Origin of the sequence: Methylobacterium sp. GXF4, assembly GCF_000272495.1 — a bacterium.
Lineage (GTDB): Bacteria > Pseudomonadota > Alphaproteobacteria > Rhizobiales > Beijerinckiaceae > Methylobacterium > Methylobacterium brachiatum.
Genome location: NZ_AKFK01000058.1, coordinates 105854 through 124630, shown reverse-complemented (window position 1 = coordinate 124630; position 18777 = coordinate 105854). Strand labels below are relative to the sequence as shown.

The following is an 18777-nucleotide window of genomic DNA, read 5'->3' as shown; positions in this document are numbered from 1 at the left end:
CAGACAGTCGCAAATCCACCCTCCGCAGACTTCATTACGGCCAAGCTGATTGGGTTAAGGCTCTGGGTTCTCAGGGTCCGGTGGATCGCGCACCTCAAGCGGGAAGGCTCCGGCCGCTATCCCTTCCGGTGCTCCCGGAACGCCGCCGTGATCGCCCGGAGCGCGTCCTTGCTGCGCGGGTCGGTCAGGGACGAGTGCAGCACGAGGGCGAGGGAGGGGATCGGCGGCAGGCCCAGCGCGTCGCCGACATCGATCGCGTCGGCCGGGGCGAGCCGGCGCGGGAAGGCCGAGACCGCCAGCCCAGCTGACAGGGCGGCGCTGATTGCCGCGGTGCCCCCGAGGAACACCTCCGTCCAGGGGATGCCGGCCCGGTCCAGGAGCTGGGTGGCGACGTCCCGGATGGAGCAGCAGGGCGAGGTCGCGGCCAGGCGCAGCGGATCGCCGGGCCGGTGCTCGAAATGCGGCGCCGCGAACCAGCCGAAATGCTCCGGCCCCAGGATCTCGCCGTCGCGCCGGTCGTCGTCGCTGCGGATGATGGCCGCGTCGATCGTGCCGGCCTCGAAGCCGTCGAGCAGGGGGCGGGCATTGTCGAGCAGCACCTCGATCGCCAGCGCCGGGTCGAGGGATTTCAGCCGGGCGAGCAGGCCCGGCACCTCCGGGCCCATGACGTGGGCGGCGATCCCGAGCCGGAACCGGCGGCGCGGCTCCGCGAGGCCCGCCACGGCCCGCTCATGCGCGGCCAAAAACTCCCGCGCCGCGCCGATGAAGATCTCGCCCTGTGCCGAGAGCCGGACCTGACGGGGCGTGCGCTCGATCAGCCGCTGGCCGAGCCGGTCCTCCAGCCGCCGCAGCTTCACGCTGACCGCGCCCTGCGTCACCCCGAGCGCCTCGGCGGCCCGGGTGAAGCTCCTGTGGTCCGCCACCGTCACGAAGGTCCGGACCGCGTCGACGTCGAGGCTGAGCACCGGCACCATCCAGTTTCGTCATCACTGAAATAGATTGGCATTTGATTGTGTTGTGATCAACCGCGCGCCAGGCTCCGCCGCGTCTTCGTATCTCCGGCGACGGTGCGGATCATGACGAGCAAGCTCAGTGACCTTCAAGACGTTCGCGGTTCCCTGTGCGGGGCCGGGCCGGATCCCGTTCGGGTCGATCGCAAGACCGAAAACAGCCTGGCGCTGGCGGCCCTATGCCTGTCCGCGCTGATGCTGGGGCTGGAGATCTCCAGCATCCCGTCGATCCTGCCGACCCTGGAGCGGGTCCTGGGGGCGGATTTCCGGCAGCTCCAGTGGATCATGAACGCCTACACAGTGGCCATGACCACCTGCCTGATGGCCATGGGGACCCTGGCCGACCGGTTCGGGCGCCGGCGCGTCTTCCTGATCGGCGTGGCGGCGTTCGGGGCGGCCTCCCTGGCCTGCGGCCTGGCGCCGAGCGCCCCGGTGCTGATCGCGGCCCGGTCCCTCCAGGGGGCGAGCGCCGCCGCGATGCTGGCCTGCCAGACCGCGGTCCTGTCGCACCAGTTCCGGGACGGGCCCGAGCGCGGGACGGCCTTCGGCTGGTGGGGGATCGTGTTCGGCTTCGGCCTCGGCTTCGGCCCGCTGATCGGCGGCATCACCGTTGCGGCCGTGAGCTGGGAATGGGTGTTCCTGATCCACGTCCTGCTGGCGCTGGTCACAATCGGCCTGGCACGGGCCGGCATCGTCGAATCCTCCGATCCCCAGGCCAGGCGCGTCGACGGTGCCGGCATCGCGACGCTGTCGCTCGCGGTGTTCAGCCTGGTCTACCTGATCACCCGCGGGCAGCCGCTCCGCTGGGACGATCCGGCGAGCCTGCTGGCGCTCGCCGGCGCCGTGAGCCTCGTGGCGTTCGTCGTCGTCGAGACCCGGGCGGCCCGGCCGATGTTCGACTTCGCGGCTTTCCGGAACCGCCGCTTCGCGGGCGCCCTGCTCGGATCGAGCGCGATGAATTTCAGCTTCTGGCCGTTCGTCATCTACCTGCCGATCTACTTCCAGGCGGTGCTGGGCTACGACAGCCTGGGCGCCGGCCTCGCGCTCCTGGCCTATACGCTGCCGACCCTGGTGGTGCCGCCCCTGGCAGAGCGGCTTCTCCTGCGCGACGGCCCGGGCCTGGTTATCCCGCTCGGCCTGTTCACCATCGGCGCCGGCTTCCTGCTGATGCGGCTGGCCGTCATTGGCACGCAGGCGGGCTGGCCGACGCTGCTGCCCGGCTGCCTCCTGGCCGGCATCGGGCTCGGCCTCACCAACACGCCGGTCACCAACACCGCCACGGGCGCCCTGCCCCCGGAGCGCGCCGGGATGGCCTCGGGCATGGATATGAGCGCGCGGATGATTTCGCTCGCCGTCAACATCGCCCTGATGGGCTTCCTCCTGCTCCAGGGCGTCCGATCCGGCCTCGAACCGCTTCTGCAGGGGACGGCGCTCGACGCCCTCGCGGAGGCGGTCGCCGCCGGCAACCTCGCGGTGGCCGGGGTCGCAGATCTCACCGAGTCGATCGCCCGGCAGGCGCTGGTCCGGGGCTTCGACCGGGTGATGCTCTATGGCGGGCTCTGCGCCTGGGCCTTCGCGGGGGCGAGCCGGCTCGTGCTCGGCCGCAACGGACGGTGAACCGCCGCCGGAGGGGCCTGTGCGCCCCGGGGAGAGCTGCGCTATGGGGGCCGTGCCGCCGCGACGGGGCGGCCCTCGAGAGACGGCGTGATGGCGTACTGGCTGTTCAAATCCGAGCCCGCGACCTGGTCGTGGGACCAGCAGGTCGAGGCCGGCGCGGCCGGGACGCACTGGAACGGCGTGCGCAACCACCTGGCCAAGAAGCACCTGATGGCCATGCAGGTCGGCGACCGGGGCTTCTTCTACCACTCGAACGAGGGCAAGGCGGTGGTCGGCATCGTCGAGGTGATCCGGCCCTATTACCCCGACCACACCGACGAGACCGGCCGCTTCGGCATGGTCGACGTGAAGGCCGTCGAGGCCCTGCCCCGGCCGGTGACGCTGGACGCGATCAAGGCCGATCCGGCGCTCGCCGACATGGTGCTGGTGAACAATTCGCGCCTGTCGGTGCAGCCGGTCACCGAGGCCGAGTGGAACCGCATCCGCGCCCTGGCCGAGGCCCCGTAAGGTCCCGGTTTCAAAGGGGGCGCGAACAGCCCGTTCGAAGTGTTCGTCGAACTCGGCGGCCAGCGAACTGTCCCGCTTGCTCGACGGAGCAGGGGTTTACAGAAACCGCTCTCGCAACAATCCCGTCATCCCGGGGCCGCGAAGCGGAGCCCGGGATCCAGATACGCAGGTGCAGCAAGGTCTTGCGCCGTCGGCGGCTCTGGATCCCGGGCTCGCCTGCGGCGCCCCGGGATGACGGGGTGGATGCGGCCCCGGAACGCCGGGCTCGATGGTGGGACCTCGTCAAAGGGCTGAGCCCTTCGGCTACCCTTCCGTCTCAGGCGGCGCGGTTGAAGGCGTTGCGGGCCGGCACGAAGGCGTCGGCGCCGACATCGACCGGGGGCAGCGTGTCCATCACCCGGGAGGCCGGCAGGGTGACGATCACCTCGGTGCCCTCGCGCGGCCGCGAGGACAGCTGGAACTGGCCGCCGTGGAGCTCCACCAGCCCCTTCACGATCGGCAGGCCGAGGCCGGACCCCTGCTCGGCGGTCTTGATCGCCAGGGAGCCGCGGCCGAACGAGGACATCACGGTGCCGAGCTCGTCCTCGGGGATGCCGGGGCCGCTGTCCTTCACCGAGACGTATTGCCCGCCCGAGGCGGTCCAGCCGACCTTCAGCCAGATCTCGCCGCCGGGCGGCGTGAACTTCACGGCGTTCGACAGGAGGTTGAGCACGATCTGGCGCAGGGCCCGCTCGTCCGCCCAGAGCCGCGGCAGGGAGCCGTCGACGAGGTCGTGGAAGGTCTGGTTCTTCGCCTTGGCGCGCAGCCCCATCATGTGGCGGCACTCCTCCACGATGTGGGCGAGCTGCACCGCCTCCTCGTTGAGCTCGTAGCGGCCGGCCTCGATCCGCGACAGGTCGAGGATCTCGTTGATCAGGTTGAGGAGGTGCATCCCGCTGTCGTGGATGTCGTTCGAGTACTCGCGGTAGGACGGCGCCGTGTGGATGCCGAACACCTCGTTCTTCATCACCTCCGAGAAGCCCAGGATGGCGTTGAGCGGCGTGCGCAGCTCGTGGCTCATGGTGGCAAGGAAGCGGGATTTGGCGAGGTTGGCCTCCTCGGCCCGGCGGCGCGCCTCGTCGGAATTGGCCTTGGCCTGCTCCAACTCGCCGAACACCGCGTCCTTCTCGGCCCGCGAGCGCAGGGCGCCCACCGTCGAGGCGTAGAGGCGGCGCGACAGGCCCAGGAAGAAGATCTGCGCGCCCCCGGCCATCGCCAGCAGCAGCAGCGCGTCCATGCCCGTGGAGAAGGCGGCCAGCGACGCGGTGGCGAGGCCCAGCGGCACCAGGGCGGTCACCGCCGCCGCCGGCACGGTGGCGGCCAGCATGGTGGTGACGGCCGCCGCGATCACCAGGCCGAACAGCGCGAAGGTCCAGCCGCCGGTGGCGCCGAGCCCAATCATCGCCGACCACGACAGGCTCTGCAGCACCTCGCCGATCAGGAACCGGCGGCGCCAGCGGGCGAGCGGGATCGTCGCCGCGTCGGCCCGCAGGAAGGCCCGGCTCAGCGTGGTGTTGAGCGTGATCATCACGAACACGCCGAGCGCCCAGAGGGCGGCGACGACAGGCGCGATCCAGAAGGTCGCCGCCGTGGCCAGCGCCGCGGCGAACAGGACCAGCGGGATGCCGGCGCCGGCCCGGTACTGAGCGTAATGCCGCAGAAGCTCGTGGTCGAAGGCCCGCTCGAGGCCGGTCTGCGAGGTCAGCTTCTCGCGGGCCGAGCGGATCTCGCGGGCGACACCGAGGCGTCGCGCCGCTTCCTCCGTCGAGGGGCCGCGACCGCGCTGCACCATCTCGACGGTGAGATCGGACATGGGTCTCTTGAAACTCGGCTCGAACGCGGCGGCGAGGCAGCTGGGCGGGGTGGTGATCGCGCCAGGATGGGGCGGATGTCTTAAGAAGCGGCTGCCGAGATCGGTCGGATCTTAGGGATCGGGCTCATCCCGGCGCGAGGCGCTCCGGGTGTCCGTGCGCTGCCACACATCGTTGCCGGGCCGGGGCGGATTACGGTAAATCACACGCGTGGCGGGCCGAGTGCCGCGATCCGGTGCGCGCCGGATTCCGCGTGTCGACCGAGGGCCGCCGACCATGCCGAAGCTCACCGTCAACGGCGTCACCCACGAGGTCGACGCCGACCCGGACATGCCGCTGCTCTGGGTCCTGCGCGACCGCCTCGACGCCACCGGTACCAAGTACGGCTGCGGCATCGCCCAGTGCGGCGCCTGCACGGTCCATCTCGACGGGCAGCCGGTGCGGTCCTGCCAGACCAAGCTCGGCGATGTCGGCACCGCCCAGGTGACCACCATCGAGGGCGTCTCGGGCCGCGTGGCCGAGGCCGTCCAGGCCGCCTGGCGCAAGCTCGACGTCGTGCAGTGCGGCTACTGCCAGTCCGGGCAGATCATGTCGGCGATCGGGCTCCTGTCCGGCAACGCCAAGCCCAGCGACGGCGACATCGACGGCGCCATGGACGGCAACATCTGCCGCTGCGGCACCTACCAGCGCATCCGCGCCGCGATCCACGAGGCCGCGCGCGACCTCGCGTGAAGTCCCTGCCCCTCCCCGCGGTCCTGACCGGAGCATCGCCGCCATGCTGAACGCCCGTCGACCGAACCGAGTCCCGCCCCCCGTCCGGACCAGCCGCCGGGGCTTCCTGGCCGGCGCCGGCGCCATCGTGGTCGCCTTCCGGCTAGACGCGAAACCCGCCCGGGCCGCCGCCGGCCCGGACCTCGCGGGCGTCAAGGCCCAGCCCAACGCCTTCGTGCGGATCGCCCCGGACGACACCGTCACGGTGGTGATCAAGCACCTGGACATGGGCCAGGGGAACACGACCGGGCTGGCCACGATCCTGGCCGACGAGCTCGGCGCCGACTGGAAGACGGTCCGCACAGAGTTCGCGCCCGCGGACGCGACGCTCTACAACAACAGCCTGATGGGCCCGATCCAGGGCACCGGCGGCTCCACCGCGGTGGCCAATTCCTGGTTCCAGCTGCGCAAGGCCGGGGCCGCCGCCCGGGAGATGCTGATGGCCGAGGCGGCCTTCCGCTGGAAGGTCCCGGTCTCGCAGATCACCGTCGCGGACGGCGTGGTGCGCCACGCGGCGTCGGGCCGGCAGGCCCGGTTCGGCGAGCTCGCGGCCTCGGCCGCCTCCCTGCCGGTGCCGTCCGAGCCGCGGCTCAAGGACCCGAGCGAGTGGAAACTCATCGGCCAGAAGGTGCCGCGCCTCGATTCCGTGGCCAAGACCAACGGCTCGGCGATCTATTCCCTGGACATCCGCCGCCCGAACCAGGTCACCGCCGTCGTCGCCCGCGCGCCGCGCTTCGGCGCCACCGTGAAGGGTTTCGACGCCGCCGCGGCCCGGAAGGTCACCGGCGTGCTCGACGTGGTCCAGGTCCCCACCGGGGTGGCCGTGATCGCCCGGGACACCTGGGCGGCCATGAAGGGCCGCGAGGCGCTGACCGTCACCTGGGACGACAGCACCGCCGAGACCCGCTCGTCCGAGGCGATCCTGGCCGAGTACCGGGAGCGGGCCAAGAGCCCCGGCCTCACCGCCTCGGAGCGCGGCGACCCGCAGGCCGCGCTTAAGGGCGCCGCCAAGGTGATCGAGGCCGAGTTCACCTTCCCGTACCTCGCCCACGCGGCGATGGAGCCCCTGAACGCCACGATCGAGCGGGCGGCCGACGGCGGCTACGACGTCTATGCCGGCTTCCAGTTCCAGACCGTGGAGCAGGCGACCATGGCGGCGATCCTCGGGGTGACGCCCGACCGGGTCCGGCTCCACAGCAACTGGGCCGGCGGCTCCTTCGGCCGCCGGGCGACGCCCACCGCCGACTACCTCGCGGAGGCCGCCACCGTGCTCAAGGCCACCGGCGAGAAGGCGCCCGTGCACCTGGTCTGGACCCGCGAGGACGACATGGCCGGCGGCTATTACCGCCCGACCGTGCTGCACAAGGTCCGGGCCGGCATCGACGCCAAGGGCGCGGTGGTCGGCTGGGACCACGTCATGGTCGGCAAGTCGATCATGATCGGCTCGCCCTTCGAGGCGATGATCGTCAAGAACGGCATCGACTCGACCACCGTCGAGGGCGCCTCCGACACGCCCTACGCGCTGCCGGCCTACCGCTTCGGCGTCCATAATGGCCGCGAGGGCGTGCCGGTCCTGTGGTGGCGCTCGGTCGGCCACACCCACACGGCGCACGTGATGGAGGTGATGATCGACGAGCTGGCCCATGCCGCCGCCGTCGATCCCGTGGCCTACCGGCTGTCGCTGCTCGCGCAGGCGCCGCGCCTCTCCGGCGTGCTGAAGCTCGCCGCCGACAAGGCCGGCTGGACGGGTAAGCCGCAGGAGAAGGGCCGCGGCCTTGGGGTGGCGGTCCACGAATCCTTCGGCTCCTACGTCGCTATGGTGGCCGACGTCTCCGCGCAGGAGGCCGGGATCCGGGTGAACCGGATCGTGGCGGCGGTGGATGTCGGCGTCCCGGTCAACCCGGACGTGATCCGCGCCCAGGTCGAGGGCGCGGTCGGCTTCGCCCTGTCGGCGGTGCTGCGCAACCGCATCACCCTCAAGGACGGGCAGGTGCAGGAGCACAATTTCGACGCCTACGAGCCGACCCGGATGAGCGAGATGCCGAAGGTCGAGGTGCATATCGTGCCGAGCCAGGCCGCCCCCACCGGCATCGGCGAGCCGGGCGTGCCCGTGCTGGCACCGGCCATCGCCAACGCGGTGTTCTCCGCCACCGGCCGGCGCCTGCGCGCCCTGCCCCTCGACCTCTCCGGCGTGAAGGGCGCGTGACGAATCGCACGGCGCGCCTGTCCGGCCCGGCGTAGGAAAGAGGGGCCTTCCCCCCAAGGCAAGAGACCCGACTGACGACGGCGCGGCGCGACACCGCGCCGTTTTTTTTGGTTTCCGCGCGGCCGCTCGCCATCTTGGGCGGATGCCGTCCCCCGCCCCGTTCGAAGACATTGCCGCCCGCCTGCGCGCCTGCCGCCTGTGCCGGGACAGCCCGCTCTACGGGCCGCCCCTGCCCCAGGAGCCGCGGCCAATCGTGCAGGGCAGCACCGGCGCGCGGCTCTGCGTGGCGAGCCAGGCCCCCGGCACCCGGGCCCACCGCACCGGCCTGCCCTTCACCGACCCGTCCGGGGTACGGCTGCGGAGCTGGCTCGGCCTCGACGAGGCGCGGTTCTACGACCCCGCGCAGGTGGCGATCGTGCCGATGGGCTCCTGCTTCCCCGGCCTCGACGCCAAGGGCGGCGACCGGCCGCCGCGCCGGGAATGCGCCGAGCGCTGGCGCGCGGAGCTGTTCTCCGGCCTGCCGAACCTCGATCTCATCCTGGTGATCGGCCAGTACGCGCAGGCCTGGCATCTGGGCCGGATGGAGGACGGCCTGACCGGCACTGTGCGGCGCTGGCGCGCGATCCTCGCCGAGCCCCGCCGCCCCCGGGTTCTGCCCCTGCCCCACCCGTCCTGGCGCAACAACGGCTGGCTCAAGCGCGAGCCCTGGTTCGAGGCGGAGCTGCTGCCGGTGCTGAAGGCGGAGGTGGCGCGGGTGCTGGGCGGGTGAGACGTCTCGGAGCGGGGGCTGAACAGGCTCGACGGCGCCGCCATCCGGGCGCTACAAAAATCGTGTGCGGATGGTCTGGGACGAGCCGAAGCGTCAGAGGAACCTCAGGCCGCCGCCCGAGGGGCATGGCCTGGATTTCGCCGATGCACAGGCCCGTTTCGAATGGGACACCGCCCTGGTCAGCGAGACCCACGCGAGCAAGACCGGCGGGCGCCGCTTCAAGGCCGTCGGTTTCCTGGACTCGCAGCTCGTGACCCTCACCTTCGCGGTGCTCGGAACCGAGGCGGTTTCGGCGATCAGCCTGCGCCCGGCGAGCCGGAAGGAGCGGATGGCCTATGACGACGCGTGACACGACCAAGCGAAGGGCGCCTCCCCTCAGCGATGCCGAGGAGGCGCTCCTGCAGGCGGCCATCGCCAACAATCCCGATTCGGAGGAACTGACCGATGCGGAACTTGCGCGTCTGCGCCCGGCCCGCGACGTGCTTCCGCCCGCCGTCTACGCCGCGCTGACCCAGGGGAGCCCCTCGCAGGCTGAGAGCGGGCGCGTACAGCTCACCCTGAGCGTGGATCCCGACGTGCTCGCCGCCTACAAGGCCGGCGGTCCCGGCTGGCAGGCGCGCATGAACGAGGCCCTGGCCGCGGGGATCGCCCGCGGCAAGCGGCGGTCCAGGGCCGTCAAGCGCGGCTGACGCGCCCGGGCCGGATTGACAGGGATCGCCGCGGCGTGATCCGTGCCGCCAGCCCGAAGGACGCCCCGATGACCGTGCGTGCAGACCCCCGCGACCGCCTGATCGTGGCCCTCGATCTCCCGAGCGTGGCCGAGGCCGAGGCGCTGATCGACCGGATCGGCGATGCCGCGACCTTCTACAAGATCGGCTACCGGCTGGGCTATGCGGGCGGCCTGGCGCTCGCCGAGCGGCTGGCGGCGCGCGGCCTCAAGGTGTTCCTCGACCTGAAGCTGCACGACATCGGCAACACCGTGGAGGAGGGCGTGCGCTCGGCCTCGGGCCTGGGCGCCACCTTCCTCACCGTGCACGCCTATCCCCAGACCATGCGGGCGGCCGTGCGCGGGCGGGGGGCGGATCTGAAGATCCTGGCCGTGACGGTGCTCACCTCCTACGACGATGCCGACGCCGCGGAGGCCGGCTACGGCCTGCCGGTGGCCGAACTGGTCGCCAAGCGCGCCGCCCAGGCCGCGGAGATCGGCGTCGACGGCCTGGTCTGCTCGGCGGCCGAGGCGGCCTCGGTCCGGCGCATCGTCGGGCCGGACCGGCTGATCGTCACCCCGGGCATCCGCCCGGCGGGCGCGGAGGCCGGCGACCAGAAGCGGGTGATGACTCCCGGGGATGCCCGCAAGGTCGGGATCGACCACGTGGTGGTCGGGCGCCCGATCACCGGCGCCGCCGATCCCCGCGCGGTCGCGCAGGCGATCGTCGCCGAACTCGCCTGAATCCCGGCATTGCCTTCCGACAACCGGAATCCATCTCACCTCCGCAACCGATGAGGCGCAGGATGGCGAAGGGCTACTGGATCGCGCGGGTCGATGTCCGCGACGCGGAGGCCTACAAGGATTACGTGGCCGCCAACGGCGCCGCCTTCGCCAAGCATGGCGGGCGCTTCCTGGTGCGCGGCGGCGCCTTCGAGGCGGTGATGGGGCAGCCCCGGTCCCGCAACGTGGTGATCGAGTTCCCGAGCTACGCCGACGCCCTCGCCTGCTGGAACTCGGATCTCTACCAGGCAGCCAAGGCCAAGCAGCGCGGCGGCGTCGAGGCCGAGATCCTGGTGATCGAGGGCTATGACGGCCCGCAGCCGAGCACCTCCGAGCCGGCGCCGGAGGCCGGGCGGGCCTCGGAATAGGCTTCCCGTCCGAGGGGTGGCCTATCCATCACGGACCGGGTGCGGGATCGAAAGGCCCTGAAGGGCGGCGACAGCCTCGAAGATCGGGTCGCGATCGCGCACCGCATGCCCGCGCCTGCCTGGGCACGTCGCGTGCAGGAGATGCCTGGTCAGGCCGTCGACATCCCGTGCGATGCCGGCTTGGCTGCGGCCCCGCGGTCGCGTAACCGGCCCGGCTCGTCGCGGGCGCCGGACGGACTGCGATTCGATCCGGTGTTCCGCCGGATCCGGTCGCAACGTTCCCAGCGCTCCCCATGCCCGAGTCTTTCCGCCACCGCTTCGGTGGCTTCCACGAGGCCGACGCCGTCCGCCGGCCCAACCCGGACGGGTCGCCCGGCGCAATCGTCGGGTGCTCGGCCCGCGTTCATCCGACCGCCTATCTGGACGCACGCGCCACCGTTTGGCCCGGCGCCGTCATCGGGGCCGACGTCATCGTGAACGACGAGGCCTGCCTGGGCGAGGCGGTCATCGGCGACGGCGCCAGGATCCGGTCCGGCGCCGTCGTGGGGTTCTGCGCCGGCATCGGCGAGAAGGCTGAGATCGAGGCCCGCGTCCGGATCGGCGACAGGGCGCGGATCGGCGACGGTGCCACCGTCCGCAACGACGCCGATATCGGAACCGGCGCCACGATCGGGTCCAGCGCCTATATCGGCGTCGACGCGCGGATCGGCGTTCGCGCCAGGATCGGCTCCCGCGCCTTCATCGGCGACGGTACGACGATCGGCTGGCAGGCCATGATCGGCAGCGATGTTCGCATCGGCGACCATTTCCGCATCGACCATCGCGTCCGCATCGGCGCCACGGATTGGTTCCTTGTGGTCGGCCCCTGGGGCAAGGGGTCGTCCTGGGCAACGGCGGTCCAGAGCAAGGCCGGGCTGCATTGGTGGATCGGGGCGGGGGCCGGCCGCTTCGACACGCCGACCCTGAAGGCCCTGCTAGCCCGCGATCATGGCGGGACCGATCACGAGGCCGATTGCCTCCACGCGATCCGGATGGTGGAGGATCATCCCGGCCGGATCCGGCACGCCGCGCGAGGGGCCGCCAAGGCGCCGAACGGAATGCCCGGGACGTGAGGTGACGGCCGTTCGATCGGTCGGCGCGTCCCGCGATCTAAGAGATCCGTCCGTCGGCGGCCCGCGTGCCGGGCTATCGCCCCCTCGGCGCGAGGCCCCGCAACAGGAACGCGGTCATGGCCTCGAGGGACGGCACCGGCTGCAGGGCGGCCTGCCCGACCAGCAGCGGATGCGTGTAGCGGACGATGCCGGCATGGATGCAGGCGGCCGCTTCTGCAGGGTCGGCGGCCTCGAACTCGCCTCGCTCCACGCCCTCGCGGACGATGCGCTCGAACCCGGCGGTGATCCGGGCGATGTGGTGGCGGCAGACCTCCCAGCTCTCGCCCATGGCCGCCTCGACCATCTCGTGGAGCCGGGGAAATTCCTCGCAGCGCCGCGTGCAGTCGCGGTGCAGGAGGTCGATCGCCGCCACGAGGCGCTCGGTGGCGGTCAGGCCGGGCCGGGCCGCAATCTCCGAGACCAGGGCCTCGATCTCGCCGATCAGCCGCTCCAGCACCGCCTCGTTGATCGCCTTCTTCGAATCGAAGAACCGGTAGACGTTGGCCGGGCTCATCTTCAGCGTCCGGGCGATGTCCGCCACGGTGGTCTTCTGGTAGCCGATCTCGCGAAAGTAGCCCGCCGCCGTCGCCAGGATGCGGCAGCGGGTGGTGGGCGCGCTCTCCTCCGCCAGCAGAGGGGTCGGGGCTTCCAGGGACATACGCTCCTCACTAGGGCACGGGCGCGGCGGGCGTCAAAGACCCCCGGCCACCCCCGGCTGACGATTATCTGCGGCGGGTCGGCGCGTTCGGAACCGTCCCCGGCCCGACCCATTGCCCCGGCATCCGGCCGCTTTCAGGGCGGCCAGCGAACGAGGCGCGCATCATGATGCTGACGGACAAACGAGCCCTGATCACCGGAGCCGATTCCGGCATCGGGCAGGCGACCGCGGAGCTGTTCGCCCGGGAGGGCGCGGACGTGGCGATCACCTACCACACCGACGAGGCCGGCATCCGCGAGACCGCGGCCCGGGTCGAGGCCGCCGGCCGCCGCGCCGTGGTGCTGCAGCTCGATGTCGGCGATCCCGCCGCGGTGAACGCCGCCTACGACCGCATCGGCAGCGAGCTGGGCACGCTCGACATCCTGGTGGCCAATGCCGGCCAGGCGATGAGCGGCATGCCGGTCGCCGAGATGGACGACGCGGTGCTGGAGCGGATCCTGCGCGTGAACCTGATGGGCCCGCTGTTCTGCGCGCGCCCGTTCATCGGGATGCGCCGGTCGCAGGGCGGCGCCGGCAAGATCGTGTTCGTCTCCTCGGTGGCCCAGCACCTGCCGACGCCCGAGAGCGCCCCCTACGGCATGTCGAAGGCCGGGCTCGGCTCCCTGTGCCGCAGCCTGTCGCGGGAGCTCGCCGAGGACCGGATCAACGTCAACAACGTCGCCCCCGGCCTGATCGAGACGCCCATGACCGCCGACCGCTTCGAGAAGACCGAGGTGCTCGACCAGTCCCTGGAGCGGATCCCGTTTCATCGCGCCGGCCAGCCGGAGGAGATCGCCAAGGCGATCCTGTATCTCGCCTCGGGCGCGTCCGATTACGTCACCGGCCACACGCTGGTGGTCGATGGCGGCCTCACGATGCAGTGGGGCGGGGCCTGAAACGGCGAGGGGCGCCAAGTCTGTCGACCCGGCGCCCCTCGCGAAAGACGGGATGTCCGAAGAGGGCCCGCCGGCGCCTGGCCGGGCGGGACGCTTCCTACGAGCCGAACTGCGAGCCGAGCTGCTCCAGGTACTCGGCGAGGTCGAGGCCGCCGACGCGCTTGCCGTAATCGAAGCGCATGCCCTGGCGGATATCGACGCTGGCGTCGCGCGTGGTGAGGGTGAACGGCCGGACGCACACCCAGGCCCCGTCGCGGCGGTGCTCGAAGTACCCGAGGATCTCGTGCTTGGCCATGTCCTTCCCTCCGAAATAGTGTTCGAGGACATAACGGTCACGCTGCCATTCGGTTCTCCGTCCGCGACTGTTTTTCGCGCGGCAAGCGGCGTGAATCGCGTATTCGTCCCCCGGGGCCTGTCCGGACTGATCTCGTCAGAGCTTGACTATAACAGTGCAGTGCAGCGCGCTTACGGCCAGCGTTCCAGGATCTCGTCGGTGGTGAGGGTCAGGACTTGGTGCCCGTAGCGCATCCGGTACATCACCATGAGGGCGTCGTGGGCCTCGTCGCAGGAGCTGCACAGGCCGTCCGTGGCCAGCACGATGCGGTAGCCGAAATCGACGCCGCCGAGCACGGCGGCCAGCACGCAGACATCGGTCTCCGCCCCGGTGACGATCAGGGTGTCGACGCCCTGCGCCTGGAGGCGCGCGTCGAGGTCGGATTCGAGCCAGGGCGAGTAGACGGTCTTGTCGATCACCGCGGCGGGCGGGACCAGGCGGGCCAGATCCGGGACCAGTTCGATCAGTCCCGGATCGAGTTCGGCGCGGGTCATGCCCGACCACCGCTCCGAATAGGTCGCCCAGGTGCCGCGCCCCTCGCCGGGCCGGGCGGCCGGGATGAAGCGGGTGAAGACGGTCCGGTCGGGATGGGCCTCGGCCAGCCGGCGCACCTGCGGCAGCACGCGCGCCATCCACGGGGTCTGCCAGTCGGTGGGCTCGGCGAACATGCGCTGCATGTCGACGCAGAGATGCATGCAGGACCGGCCGAGGGGCTCGGTCGCGGATCCTCCGCTGTCGTCCGCATGCGCGTCGGGCGATGACCCGGTCTCGGTCCGTGCGTCCGCGCTCACGCGCATGGGCGGCGATGTTCCTGCGGGGGATATGGGCGGCCGGCCCCGAGCGGGCCGGCCGGGATCGGTCGCGTCAGCGATCGGCCTTCTCGCCGGCCGTGGTCAGCGCGAGGTAGCGCTCGGTGGTCGGCTTGATCAGCGACCGCACCGCCTCGGCCATGCCCTGCTCCTCCTTCAGCGATTGCTGGAAGCCGGTCCGGTGGGCCTGCTGGCCGGCCGCGTCCGCGATCGTGAGCAGCGACTCGTAGGCCGCGATCTCGAAATTTTCGAAGGCGTGGTTGGCGTAGGTGTTCTTCAGGATCTCGTCCTGGGCGGGCGCGTGGCCGAGCGCCATCATGTTGCCGACGAAGCCCAGGAACCCTTCCTTCAGCGCCGAGGGACCGTCGCCCAGGCTCTGCAGGGCTTCCTCGAGGCGCTGGCGCTGGCCGTGCGTCTCCTGGATGTGCCGGCGCAGGGCCTGCTCCATCTCCGGATAGCGCTCCAGGCGCTCGACCTGCCGCTCCATGATCTGCAGGGCCTGCATCTCGACGGCATGGGTGTTCTTGAGGGCCGTGACGTAGATCGAGCGTATGTCAGAGGTCATGCTGCTGTCTCGCGATGGTTGTGGATCGTGACGATCCGATCTCGGGGACAACGCCGCGGCGTCACGGCCAAGTTCCGGTCGGAAGGTCGCAGCCTCCGCCCCGAGCGGCCCCGGACGCGCCCGCCGAGCGCGTGGCCTCCGGGTCACAGCGACCCGGTCACCGCGCGCAGAAGATGGCTTTCCGGCCGGGCGTGGGGATTAAAGGTGGTGCCGTCACGCCCGCGTCGCAGAACCAGCCCGACAAGGCCGGAAACCCACCTCCGGTCCGCCTGCCGGACCGCGCCTGAACGGGGTGACGCTCGATGTCCCGCGTCCGTCTTTCGGGGGCCCTGGCCCTCGCCGCCGGCCTCACCGCCCTCCCCGCCCGCGCCCAGGACGCCGCCGCGATGGCGGCCCGGATGGACGCGATGCAGCGACAGATGCAGGCCCTGCAGCAGGAACTCGCGGCCCTGCGCCGGCAGGCGGGCGCGCAGCGCAGCGCGCTCGCCGGCGAGACCCGCGCCCGCCGGGCCCTGTCGCATGAGCAGGAGCGCCTCGCCGCACGGACCGAGCGTCAGCAGCGGGTGGCGCAGGTGGGCGGCCCCGGCGGGGCGCGGCCGGCCGCCTCCGAGCATACGCCGGTGATCCTCGCCAACGACCTGGTCTGCAACGCCGGCAGCTACGCGCTCGGGCCGGCGATCTGCTTCACTCCGGGGGGCTTCGTCGAGCTGGCGGGCGTGTTCCGCAATCCCAACCTCGTCTCGGACGTCGCGAGCGACTTCAACGGCATCCCGTTCCGCAACAGCCCGCAATCGCGCGAGAGCGAGTTCCGGTTCTCGGCCCGGCAGAGCCGGCTGAGCGGCCTGTTCACCGCCAAGGTCGAGCCGACGCTTCAGATCTCGGGCTATTACGAGATCGACTTCCTGGCGGCCGGGACCACCTCGAACTCGCGCGAGAGCAACAGCTACGTGCCGCGGGTCCGGCAGATCTTCGCCACGGTCGACGCCCTGGATTCCGGCTGGCACGTCCTGGCGGGCCAGGCCTGGAGCCTGATCACCACGGATCTCGCCGGGATCACGGCGCTCAAGGAGCAGGTCCCGCTCACCATCGACGCGCAATACGTGCCGGGCTTCAACTGGACCCGCAATCCGCAGGTGCGGGTGGTCAAGGATCTGGCGCCGGGGCTCTGGGCCGGCCTGTCGGCGGAATCGCCCCAGAGCGTCCTGCCGCCGAGCCCGTTCGCCGCCCCCGGCCTGGTCAACCTCAACAACACCGGCGACGGCGCCGGCCTGCTCAACACCGCGACCACCTACTCGACCAACAGCGCCCCCGACATCGTCGGCAAGCTCGCGGTCGAGCCGGGCTTCGGCCATTACGAGGTCAAGGGGCTGGTGCGTTTCTTCGACGACCGCCTGAGCGCGACGAACATTACGGCCGCGACCCGCCTCCCCGGCCGCTCGGACAGCGCCCTCGGCTACGGCATCGGCGGCGCCGCGACCCTGCCGGTGATCGACAAGATCCTCGACGTCCAGGTCAGCGGCCTCGTCGGCGAGGGCATCGGCCGCTACGGCTCCGCGCAGCTGCCGGACTTCGCCCTCAAGGCCGACGGGTCGATCGCCCCGATCCCGGCCTTCCAGCTGCTGACCGGCGCGGTCGCCCATATCCAGCCCGGCACCGACGTCTACCTCTATGCCGGCTGGGAGCACGCGTCGCGGGCCGGGGCCCGCAACGTCACCGGCTACGGCGCGCCCACCCTGGTGGTCACGGGCTGCGCCGTCGAGGGGGCGGCGAGCGGGACCTGCCAGGCGGAGAGCCGCGACATCCGGCAGATCACCGGGGGCTTCTGGCACGACCTGTACAAGGGCGCGTATGGGCGGCTCGTGGCGGGCGCCCAGGCTTCCTACACGGAGCGCGACGCCTTCCGGGGCGCTTCCGGAGCCCAGCCCTCCGCCCACCTCGTCACCGGGTTGGCCTCGCTGCGCTACTATCCGTTCTGAGGGCCCGGCCGAGGCTTAGCGCAGCCCCTCCGCCTGCAGGGCCTGCCGCACCGCGGGGCGCCCGCGCACCCGGCCGTACCAGGCCTGGAGGTTGTGCAGTTCGTCGAACTGGATGTCGGCCCGGTAATACGAGGTCAGCCACGGGGCCTGGCCCCAGCCGGTGAGCGCGAACAGGTAGGCGTCGGCGACCGTGAACGTGCCGCCCATCAGGAAGTCCCGCCCGGCGAGCTGGGCGTCGATCCAGGCATAGCGCGCCGCGAGCCTGGGCTTGGCGGTCTCGACCCAGCGCCCCGCCAGCCGGGCGTAGAGCAGCGGAATGAAGCCCTTGTGGATCTCGGAATTGAGGAATCCGAGCATTTCCTGGAGGCGGTAGCGAGCGAGGCTCCCGTTTTCCGGGGCCAGGCGCGCCTCCGGCTTCAAGTCGGCCAGGTATTGCAGGATCGCGGGGCCCTCCCGCAGGACCGAGCCGTCGTCGAGGGCCAGCGCCGGGACGTAGCCGTGCGGGTTGATGGCGCCGTAATCCTCCCCCGCCTCCGTCCTGTGCGTGGCGTGATCGACGCGGCAGACGGTAAGGTCGAGCCCGAGCTCGTGGGCGACGATGTGCGGCGCGAGCGAGCAGCTCGCGGGGATGTAGTACAGCTTCATGGATAGACTCGGAAAACGCGCTGTTGCGGCGATGTCGGAAACCGTGGTTTCCTGAGTTATGCCTAGCGCAGACGAGATGATGGCGGAAGAACGCAAGAGTTTGAGCGTTGGGCACAAGAATTATACTGTGCCCGGCCGGGGTCCAGGCCGATGAGGGAGACCGTGACGGGCTGCTCCGTAGAGCACGCGATGCACCTGCTCGGCGGCCGCTGGCGGCTGCTCCTGGTGTCCTACCTGATCGATGGGCCGAAGCGCTTCAACGAGCTCCGGCGCGACATGCCGGGCATCTCGCAGCGGATGCTCACCCTGGATCTGCGCGCCCTCGAAGCCGCCGGCCTGATCAAGCGCACCGTGTATCCGACGACGCCGGTCAAGGTGGATTACGCGCTGACCGAGGACGGCCTGCGCCTGAAGAAGGTCGTGGCCGTCGTCCAGGAATTCGGCTTGTGGCTGAAGCAGCGTAACGCGGTCTGAGCGCCGCCCCGGCCCGCGCCCGTCGCGGTCAATGCAGGGACGGATTCGGCCCGGAGCGCTGCCGGTCGGCCAAGTGCTTGCCGATCTCGAGCAGCAGGGTCTCGGTCAGGGCGACGATGCGCGGGTCGCCGAATTCCGACACGGCGTTGTGCAGGGACAGGCACAAATCGGCGGTCTTGTTCAGCGCGTCCTCGATCGTGCGCCCGTCCCGGGTCGCGAAGGCGGTTCTGGTGGGCTTGCTGTCCGAGATCTCGACGACGACGCCCCGGCCGGTCGTGGGATGGCCGGCCTCGTCCAGGTAGAAATGCCCGCGGGTGAAGAGCCAGCGCAGGCGGCCTTCCGGGGATTGCACCCGGTATTCCGCGGTGTAGGAGCCGCCGGATTGCACGCAATCCAGGATGACCTGCGAGATGTGCGCCTGGTCCTCGTGATAGACCGCCCTCAGGATCTCGGCCAGGCTCACCCCGGCCCTCGACCGGGCCGGGCTGATGTTGAACAGCAGCGCCGTGACCGGATCGGCGCGCGCGTCGTCGTTGACGATGTCCCACATCCAGAACCCGACGCCGCCGGAGGCGTCGAGCGCCGCGATCAGGGCCGCCTCGGAGACGACATCGTCCGAATGGTCCAACAGGATATCCCCCGA

21 protein-coding genes are annotated in these 18777 nt (G+C 71.2%); 13 read left to right on the top strand and 8 right to left on the bottom strand.

Translation table 11 applies throughout. The annotated features are described in order from the left end of the window. Positions 1-116 precede the first annotated feature (116 nt). A complete protein-coding gene (locus WYO_RS13750; RefSeq protein WP_007563383.1) occupies positions 117-974 on the bottom strand; it encodes a LysR family transcriptional regulator in 858 nt (285 codons plus the stop codon). Positions 975-1076: 102 nt separating this feature from the next. Here WYO_RS13750 and WYO_RS13745 point away from each other — a divergent pair, with 102 nt between their 5' ends. Both WYO_RS13745 and WYO_RS13740 read left to right on the top strand, forming a co-directional pair. Then, the gene (locus WYO_RS13745; RefSeq protein WP_007563380.1) at positions 1077-2627 is read left to right on the top strand and encodes an MFS transporter; all 1551 of its coding nucleotides are present in this window, start codon (positions 1077-1079) and stop codon (positions 2625-2627) included. 90 nt (positions 2628-2717) lie between these two features. Continuing rightward, positions 2718-3134 (top strand): EVE domain-containing protein, encoded by a 417-nt coding sequence (locus WYO_RS13740; RefSeq protein WP_007563378.1) that lies wholly within the window; start codon positions 2718-2720, stop codon positions 3132-3134. A gap of 316 nt (positions 3135-3450) precedes the next feature. Here WYO_RS13740 and WYO_RS13735 read toward each other — a convergent pair whose 3' ends face one another. Further along, complete coding sequence (locus WYO_RS13735) at positions 3451-4986, bottom strand: HAMP domain-containing sensor histidine kinase (RefSeq protein WP_007563376.1); 1536 nt, start codon at positions 4984-4986, stop codon at positions 3451-3453. 274 nt (positions 4987-5260) lie between these two features. Between WYO_RS13735 and WYO_RS13730 the strand changes: the two genes are divergently transcribed. From WYO_RS13730 to WYO_RS29355, 8 genes are all read left to right on the top strand, one after another. Next, on the top strand, positions 5261-5716 hold the full coding sequence (locus tag WYO_RS13730) for a (2Fe-2S)-binding protein (RefSeq protein ID WP_007563374.1): 456 nt from the start codon (positions 5261-5263) through the stop codon (positions 5714-5716). Positions 5717-5759: 43 nt separating this feature from the next. Continuing rightward, positions 5760-7961 carry a xanthine dehydrogenase family protein molybdopterin-binding subunit gene (locus tag WYO_RS13725; protein WP_007563372.1) on the top strand — a complete coding sequence of 734 codons (2202 nt, stop codon included), beginning with the start codon at positions 5760-5762 and terminating at the stop codon, positions 7959-7961. A gap of 142 nt (positions 7962-8103) precedes the next feature. Then, positions 8104-8730: a uracil-DNA glycosylase family protein gene (locus WYO_RS13720; RefSeq protein ID WP_007563370.1), complete on the top strand. Its 627-nt coding sequence runs from the start codon at positions 8104-8106 to the stop codon at positions 8728-8730. A gap of 70 nt (positions 8731-8800) precedes the next feature. Beyond that, the gene (locus tag WYO_RS13715) at positions 8801-9079 is read left to right on the top strand and encodes a BrnT family toxin (RefSeq protein ID WP_007563368.1); all 279 of its coding nucleotides are present in this window, start codon (positions 8801-8803) and stop codon (positions 9077-9079) included. Then, a complete protein-coding gene (locus WYO_RS13710) occupies positions 9066-9419 on the top strand; it encodes a BrnA antitoxin family protein (RefSeq protein ID WP_007563366.1) in 354 nt (117 codons plus the stop codon). Before WYO_RS13715 ends, WYO_RS13710 begins: the two co-directional genes overlap by 14 nt. Before the next feature lie 68 nt (positions 9420-9487). Then, complete coding sequence (pyrF, locus tag WYO_RS13705; protein WP_007563364.1) at positions 9488-10180, top strand: orotidine-5'-phosphate decarboxylase; 693 nt, start codon at positions 9488-9490, stop codon at positions 10178-10180. A 62-nt stretch (positions 10181-10242) separates the two neighbouring features. Further along, a complete protein-coding gene (locus tag WYO_RS13700) occupies positions 10243-10587 on the top strand; it encodes a DUF1330 domain-containing protein (RefSeq protein WP_007563362.1) in 345 nt (114 codons plus the stop codon). 293 nt (positions 10588-10880) lie between these two features. Then, positions 10881-11699 (top strand): transferase hexapeptide repeat protein, encoded by an 819-nt coding sequence (locus tag WYO_RS29355; protein ID WP_007563360.1) that lies wholly within the window; start codon positions 10881-10883, stop codon positions 11697-11699. A gap of 73 nt (positions 11700-11772) precedes the next feature. Here WYO_RS29355 and WYO_RS13690 read toward each other — a convergent pair whose 3' ends face one another. Continuing rightward, complete coding sequence (locus tag WYO_RS13690; protein ID WP_007563356.1) at positions 11773-12396, bottom strand: TetR/AcrR family transcriptional regulator; 624 nt, start codon at positions 12394-12396, stop codon at positions 11773-11775. A gap of 164 nt (positions 12397-12560) precedes the next feature. On the opposite strand from WYO_RS13690, the gene WYO_RS13685 reads away from it, so the two are divergent. Further along, positions 12561-13331: a glucose 1-dehydrogenase gene (locus tag WYO_RS13685; RefSeq protein WP_007563353.1), complete on the top strand. Its 771-nt coding sequence runs from the start codon at positions 12561-12563 to the stop codon at positions 13329-13331. 97 nt (positions 13332-13428) lie between these two features. Here WYO_RS13685 and WYO_RS13680 read toward each other — a convergent pair whose 3' ends face one another. From WYO_RS13680 to WYO_RS13670, 3 genes are all read right to left on the bottom strand, one after another. Continuing rightward, positions 13429-13626 carry a hypothetical protein gene (locus WYO_RS13680; protein ID WP_007563351.1) on the bottom strand — a complete coding sequence of 66 codons (198 nt, stop codon included), beginning with the start codon at positions 13624-13626 and terminating at the stop codon, positions 13429-13431. A gap of 170 nt (positions 13627-13796) precedes the next feature. Next, positions 13797-14360, bottom strand: a complete 564-nt coding sequence (locus tag WYO_RS13675) for an isochorismatase family cysteine hydrolase (RefSeq protein WP_047170821.1) — start codon at positions 14358-14360, stop codon at positions 13797-13799. Between the two features lie 169 nt (positions 14361-14529). Continuing rightward, complete coding sequence (locus tag WYO_RS13670; RefSeq protein ID WP_007563347.1) at positions 14530-15039, bottom strand: ferritin-like domain-containing protein; 510 nt, start codon at positions 15037-15039, stop codon at positions 14530-14532. A 302-nt stretch (positions 15040-15341) separates the two neighbouring features. Here WYO_RS13670 and WYO_RS13665 point away from each other — a divergent pair, with 302 nt between their 5' ends. After that, on the top strand, positions 15342-17015 hold the full coding sequence (locus WYO_RS13665; RefSeq protein ID WP_007563345.1) for a hypothetical protein: 1674 nt from the start codon (positions 15342-15344) through the stop codon (positions 17013-17015). A gap of 15 nt (positions 17016-17030) precedes the next feature. Here WYO_RS13665 and gstA read toward each other — a convergent pair whose 3' ends face one another. Beyond that, a complete protein-coding gene (gene gstA / locus WYO_RS13660) occupies positions 17031-17660 on the bottom strand; it encodes a glutathione transferase GstA (RefSeq protein ID WP_007563343.1) in 630 nt (209 codons plus the stop codon). A gap of 150 nt (positions 17661-17810) precedes the next feature. Between gstA and WYO_RS13655 the strand changes: the two genes are divergently transcribed. Further along, entirely contained in the window at positions 17811-18134 is a 324-nt protein-coding gene (locus WYO_RS13655) for a helix-turn-helix domain-containing protein (RefSeq protein WP_039902901.1), read from the top strand. 28 nt (positions 18135-18162) lie between these two features. Here WYO_RS13655 and WYO_RS13650 read toward each other — a convergent pair whose 3' ends face one another. Next, complete coding sequence (locus tag WYO_RS13650) at positions 18163-18762, bottom strand: PAS domain-containing protein (RefSeq protein WP_007563339.1); 600 nt, start codon at positions 18760-18762, stop codon at positions 18163-18165. Positions 18763-18777 lie beyond the last annotated feature (15 nt).

Bases quoted from the DNA above. Each gene is read 5' to 3' on its own strand.
- WYO_RS13750 (WP_007563383.1), bottom strand. From the start codon at position 974: ATGGTGCCGGTGCTCAGCCTCGACGTCGACGCGGTCCGGACCTTCGTG.
- WYO_RS13745 (WP_007563380.1), top strand. From the start codon at position 1,077: ATGACGAGCAAGCTCAGTGACCTTCAAGACGTTCGCGGTTCCCTGTGC.
- WYO_RS13740 (WP_007563378.1), top strand. From the start codon at position 2,718: ATGGCGTACTGGCTGTTCAAATCCGAGCCCGCGACCTGGTCGTGGGAC.
- WYO_RS13735 (WP_007563376.1), bottom strand. From the start codon at position 4,986: ATGTCCGATCTCACCGTCGAGATGGTGCAGCGCGGTCGCGGCCCCTCG.
- WYO_RS13730 (WP_007563374.1), top strand. From the start codon at position 5,261: ATGCCGAAGCTCACCGTCAACGGCGTCACCCACGAGGTCGACGCCGAC.
- WYO_RS13725 (WP_007563372.1), top strand. From the start codon at position 5,760: ATGCTGAACGCCCGTCGACCGAACCGAGTCCCGCCCCCCGTCCGGACC.
- WYO_RS13720 (WP_007563370.1), top strand. From the start codon at position 8,104: ATGCCGTCCCCCGCCCCGTTCGAAGACATTGCCGCCCGCCTGCGCGCC.
- WYO_RS13715 (WP_007563368.1), top strand. From the start codon at position 8,801: ATGGTCTGGGACGAGCCGAAGCGTCAGAGGAACCTCAGGCCGCCGCCC.
- WYO_RS13710 (WP_007563366.1), top strand. From the start codon at position 9,066: ATGACGACGCGTGACACGACCAAGCGAAGGGCGCCTCCCCTCAGCGAT.
- pyrF (WP_007563364.1), top strand. From the start codon at position 9,488: ATGACCGTGCGTGCAGACCCCCGCGACCGCCTGATCGTGGCCCTCGAT.
- WYO_RS13700 (WP_007563362.1), top strand. From the start codon at position 10,243: ATGGCGAAGGGCTACTGGATCGCGCGGGTCGATGTCCGCGACGCGGAG.
- WYO_RS29355 (WP_007563360.1), top strand. From the start codon at position 10,881: ATGCCCGAGTCTTTCCGCCACCGCTTCGGTGGCTTCCACGAGGCCGAC.
- WYO_RS13690 (WP_007563356.1), bottom strand. From the start codon at position 12,396: ATGTCCCTGGAAGCCCCGACCCCTCTGCTGGCGGAGGAGAGCGCGCCC.
- WYO_RS13685 (WP_007563353.1), top strand. From the start codon at position 12,561: ATGATGCTGACGGACAAACGAGCCCTGATCACCGGAGCCGATTCCGGC.
- WYO_RS13680 (WP_007563351.1), bottom strand. From the start codon at position 13,626: ATGGCCAAGCACGAGATCCTCGGGTACTTCGAGCACCGCCGCGACGGG.
- WYO_RS13675 (WP_047170821.1), bottom strand. From the start codon at position 14,360: ATGCATCTCTGCGTCGACATGCAGCGCATGTTCGCCGAGCCCACCGAC.
- WYO_RS13670 (WP_007563347.1), bottom strand. From the start codon at position 15,039: ATGACCTCTGACATACGCTCGATCTACGTCACGGCCCTCAAGAACACC.
- WYO_RS13665 (WP_007563345.1), top strand. From the start codon at position 15,342: ATGTCCCGCGTCCGTCTTTCGGGGGCCCTGGCCCTCGCCGCCGGCCTC.
- gstA (WP_007563343.1), bottom strand. From the start codon at position 17,660: ATGAAGCTGTACTACATCCCCGCGAGCTGCTCGCTCGCGCCGCACATC.
- WYO_RS13655 (WP_039902901.1), top strand. From the start codon at position 17,811: ATGAGGGAGACCGTGACGGGCTGCTCCGTAGAGCACGCGATGCACCTG.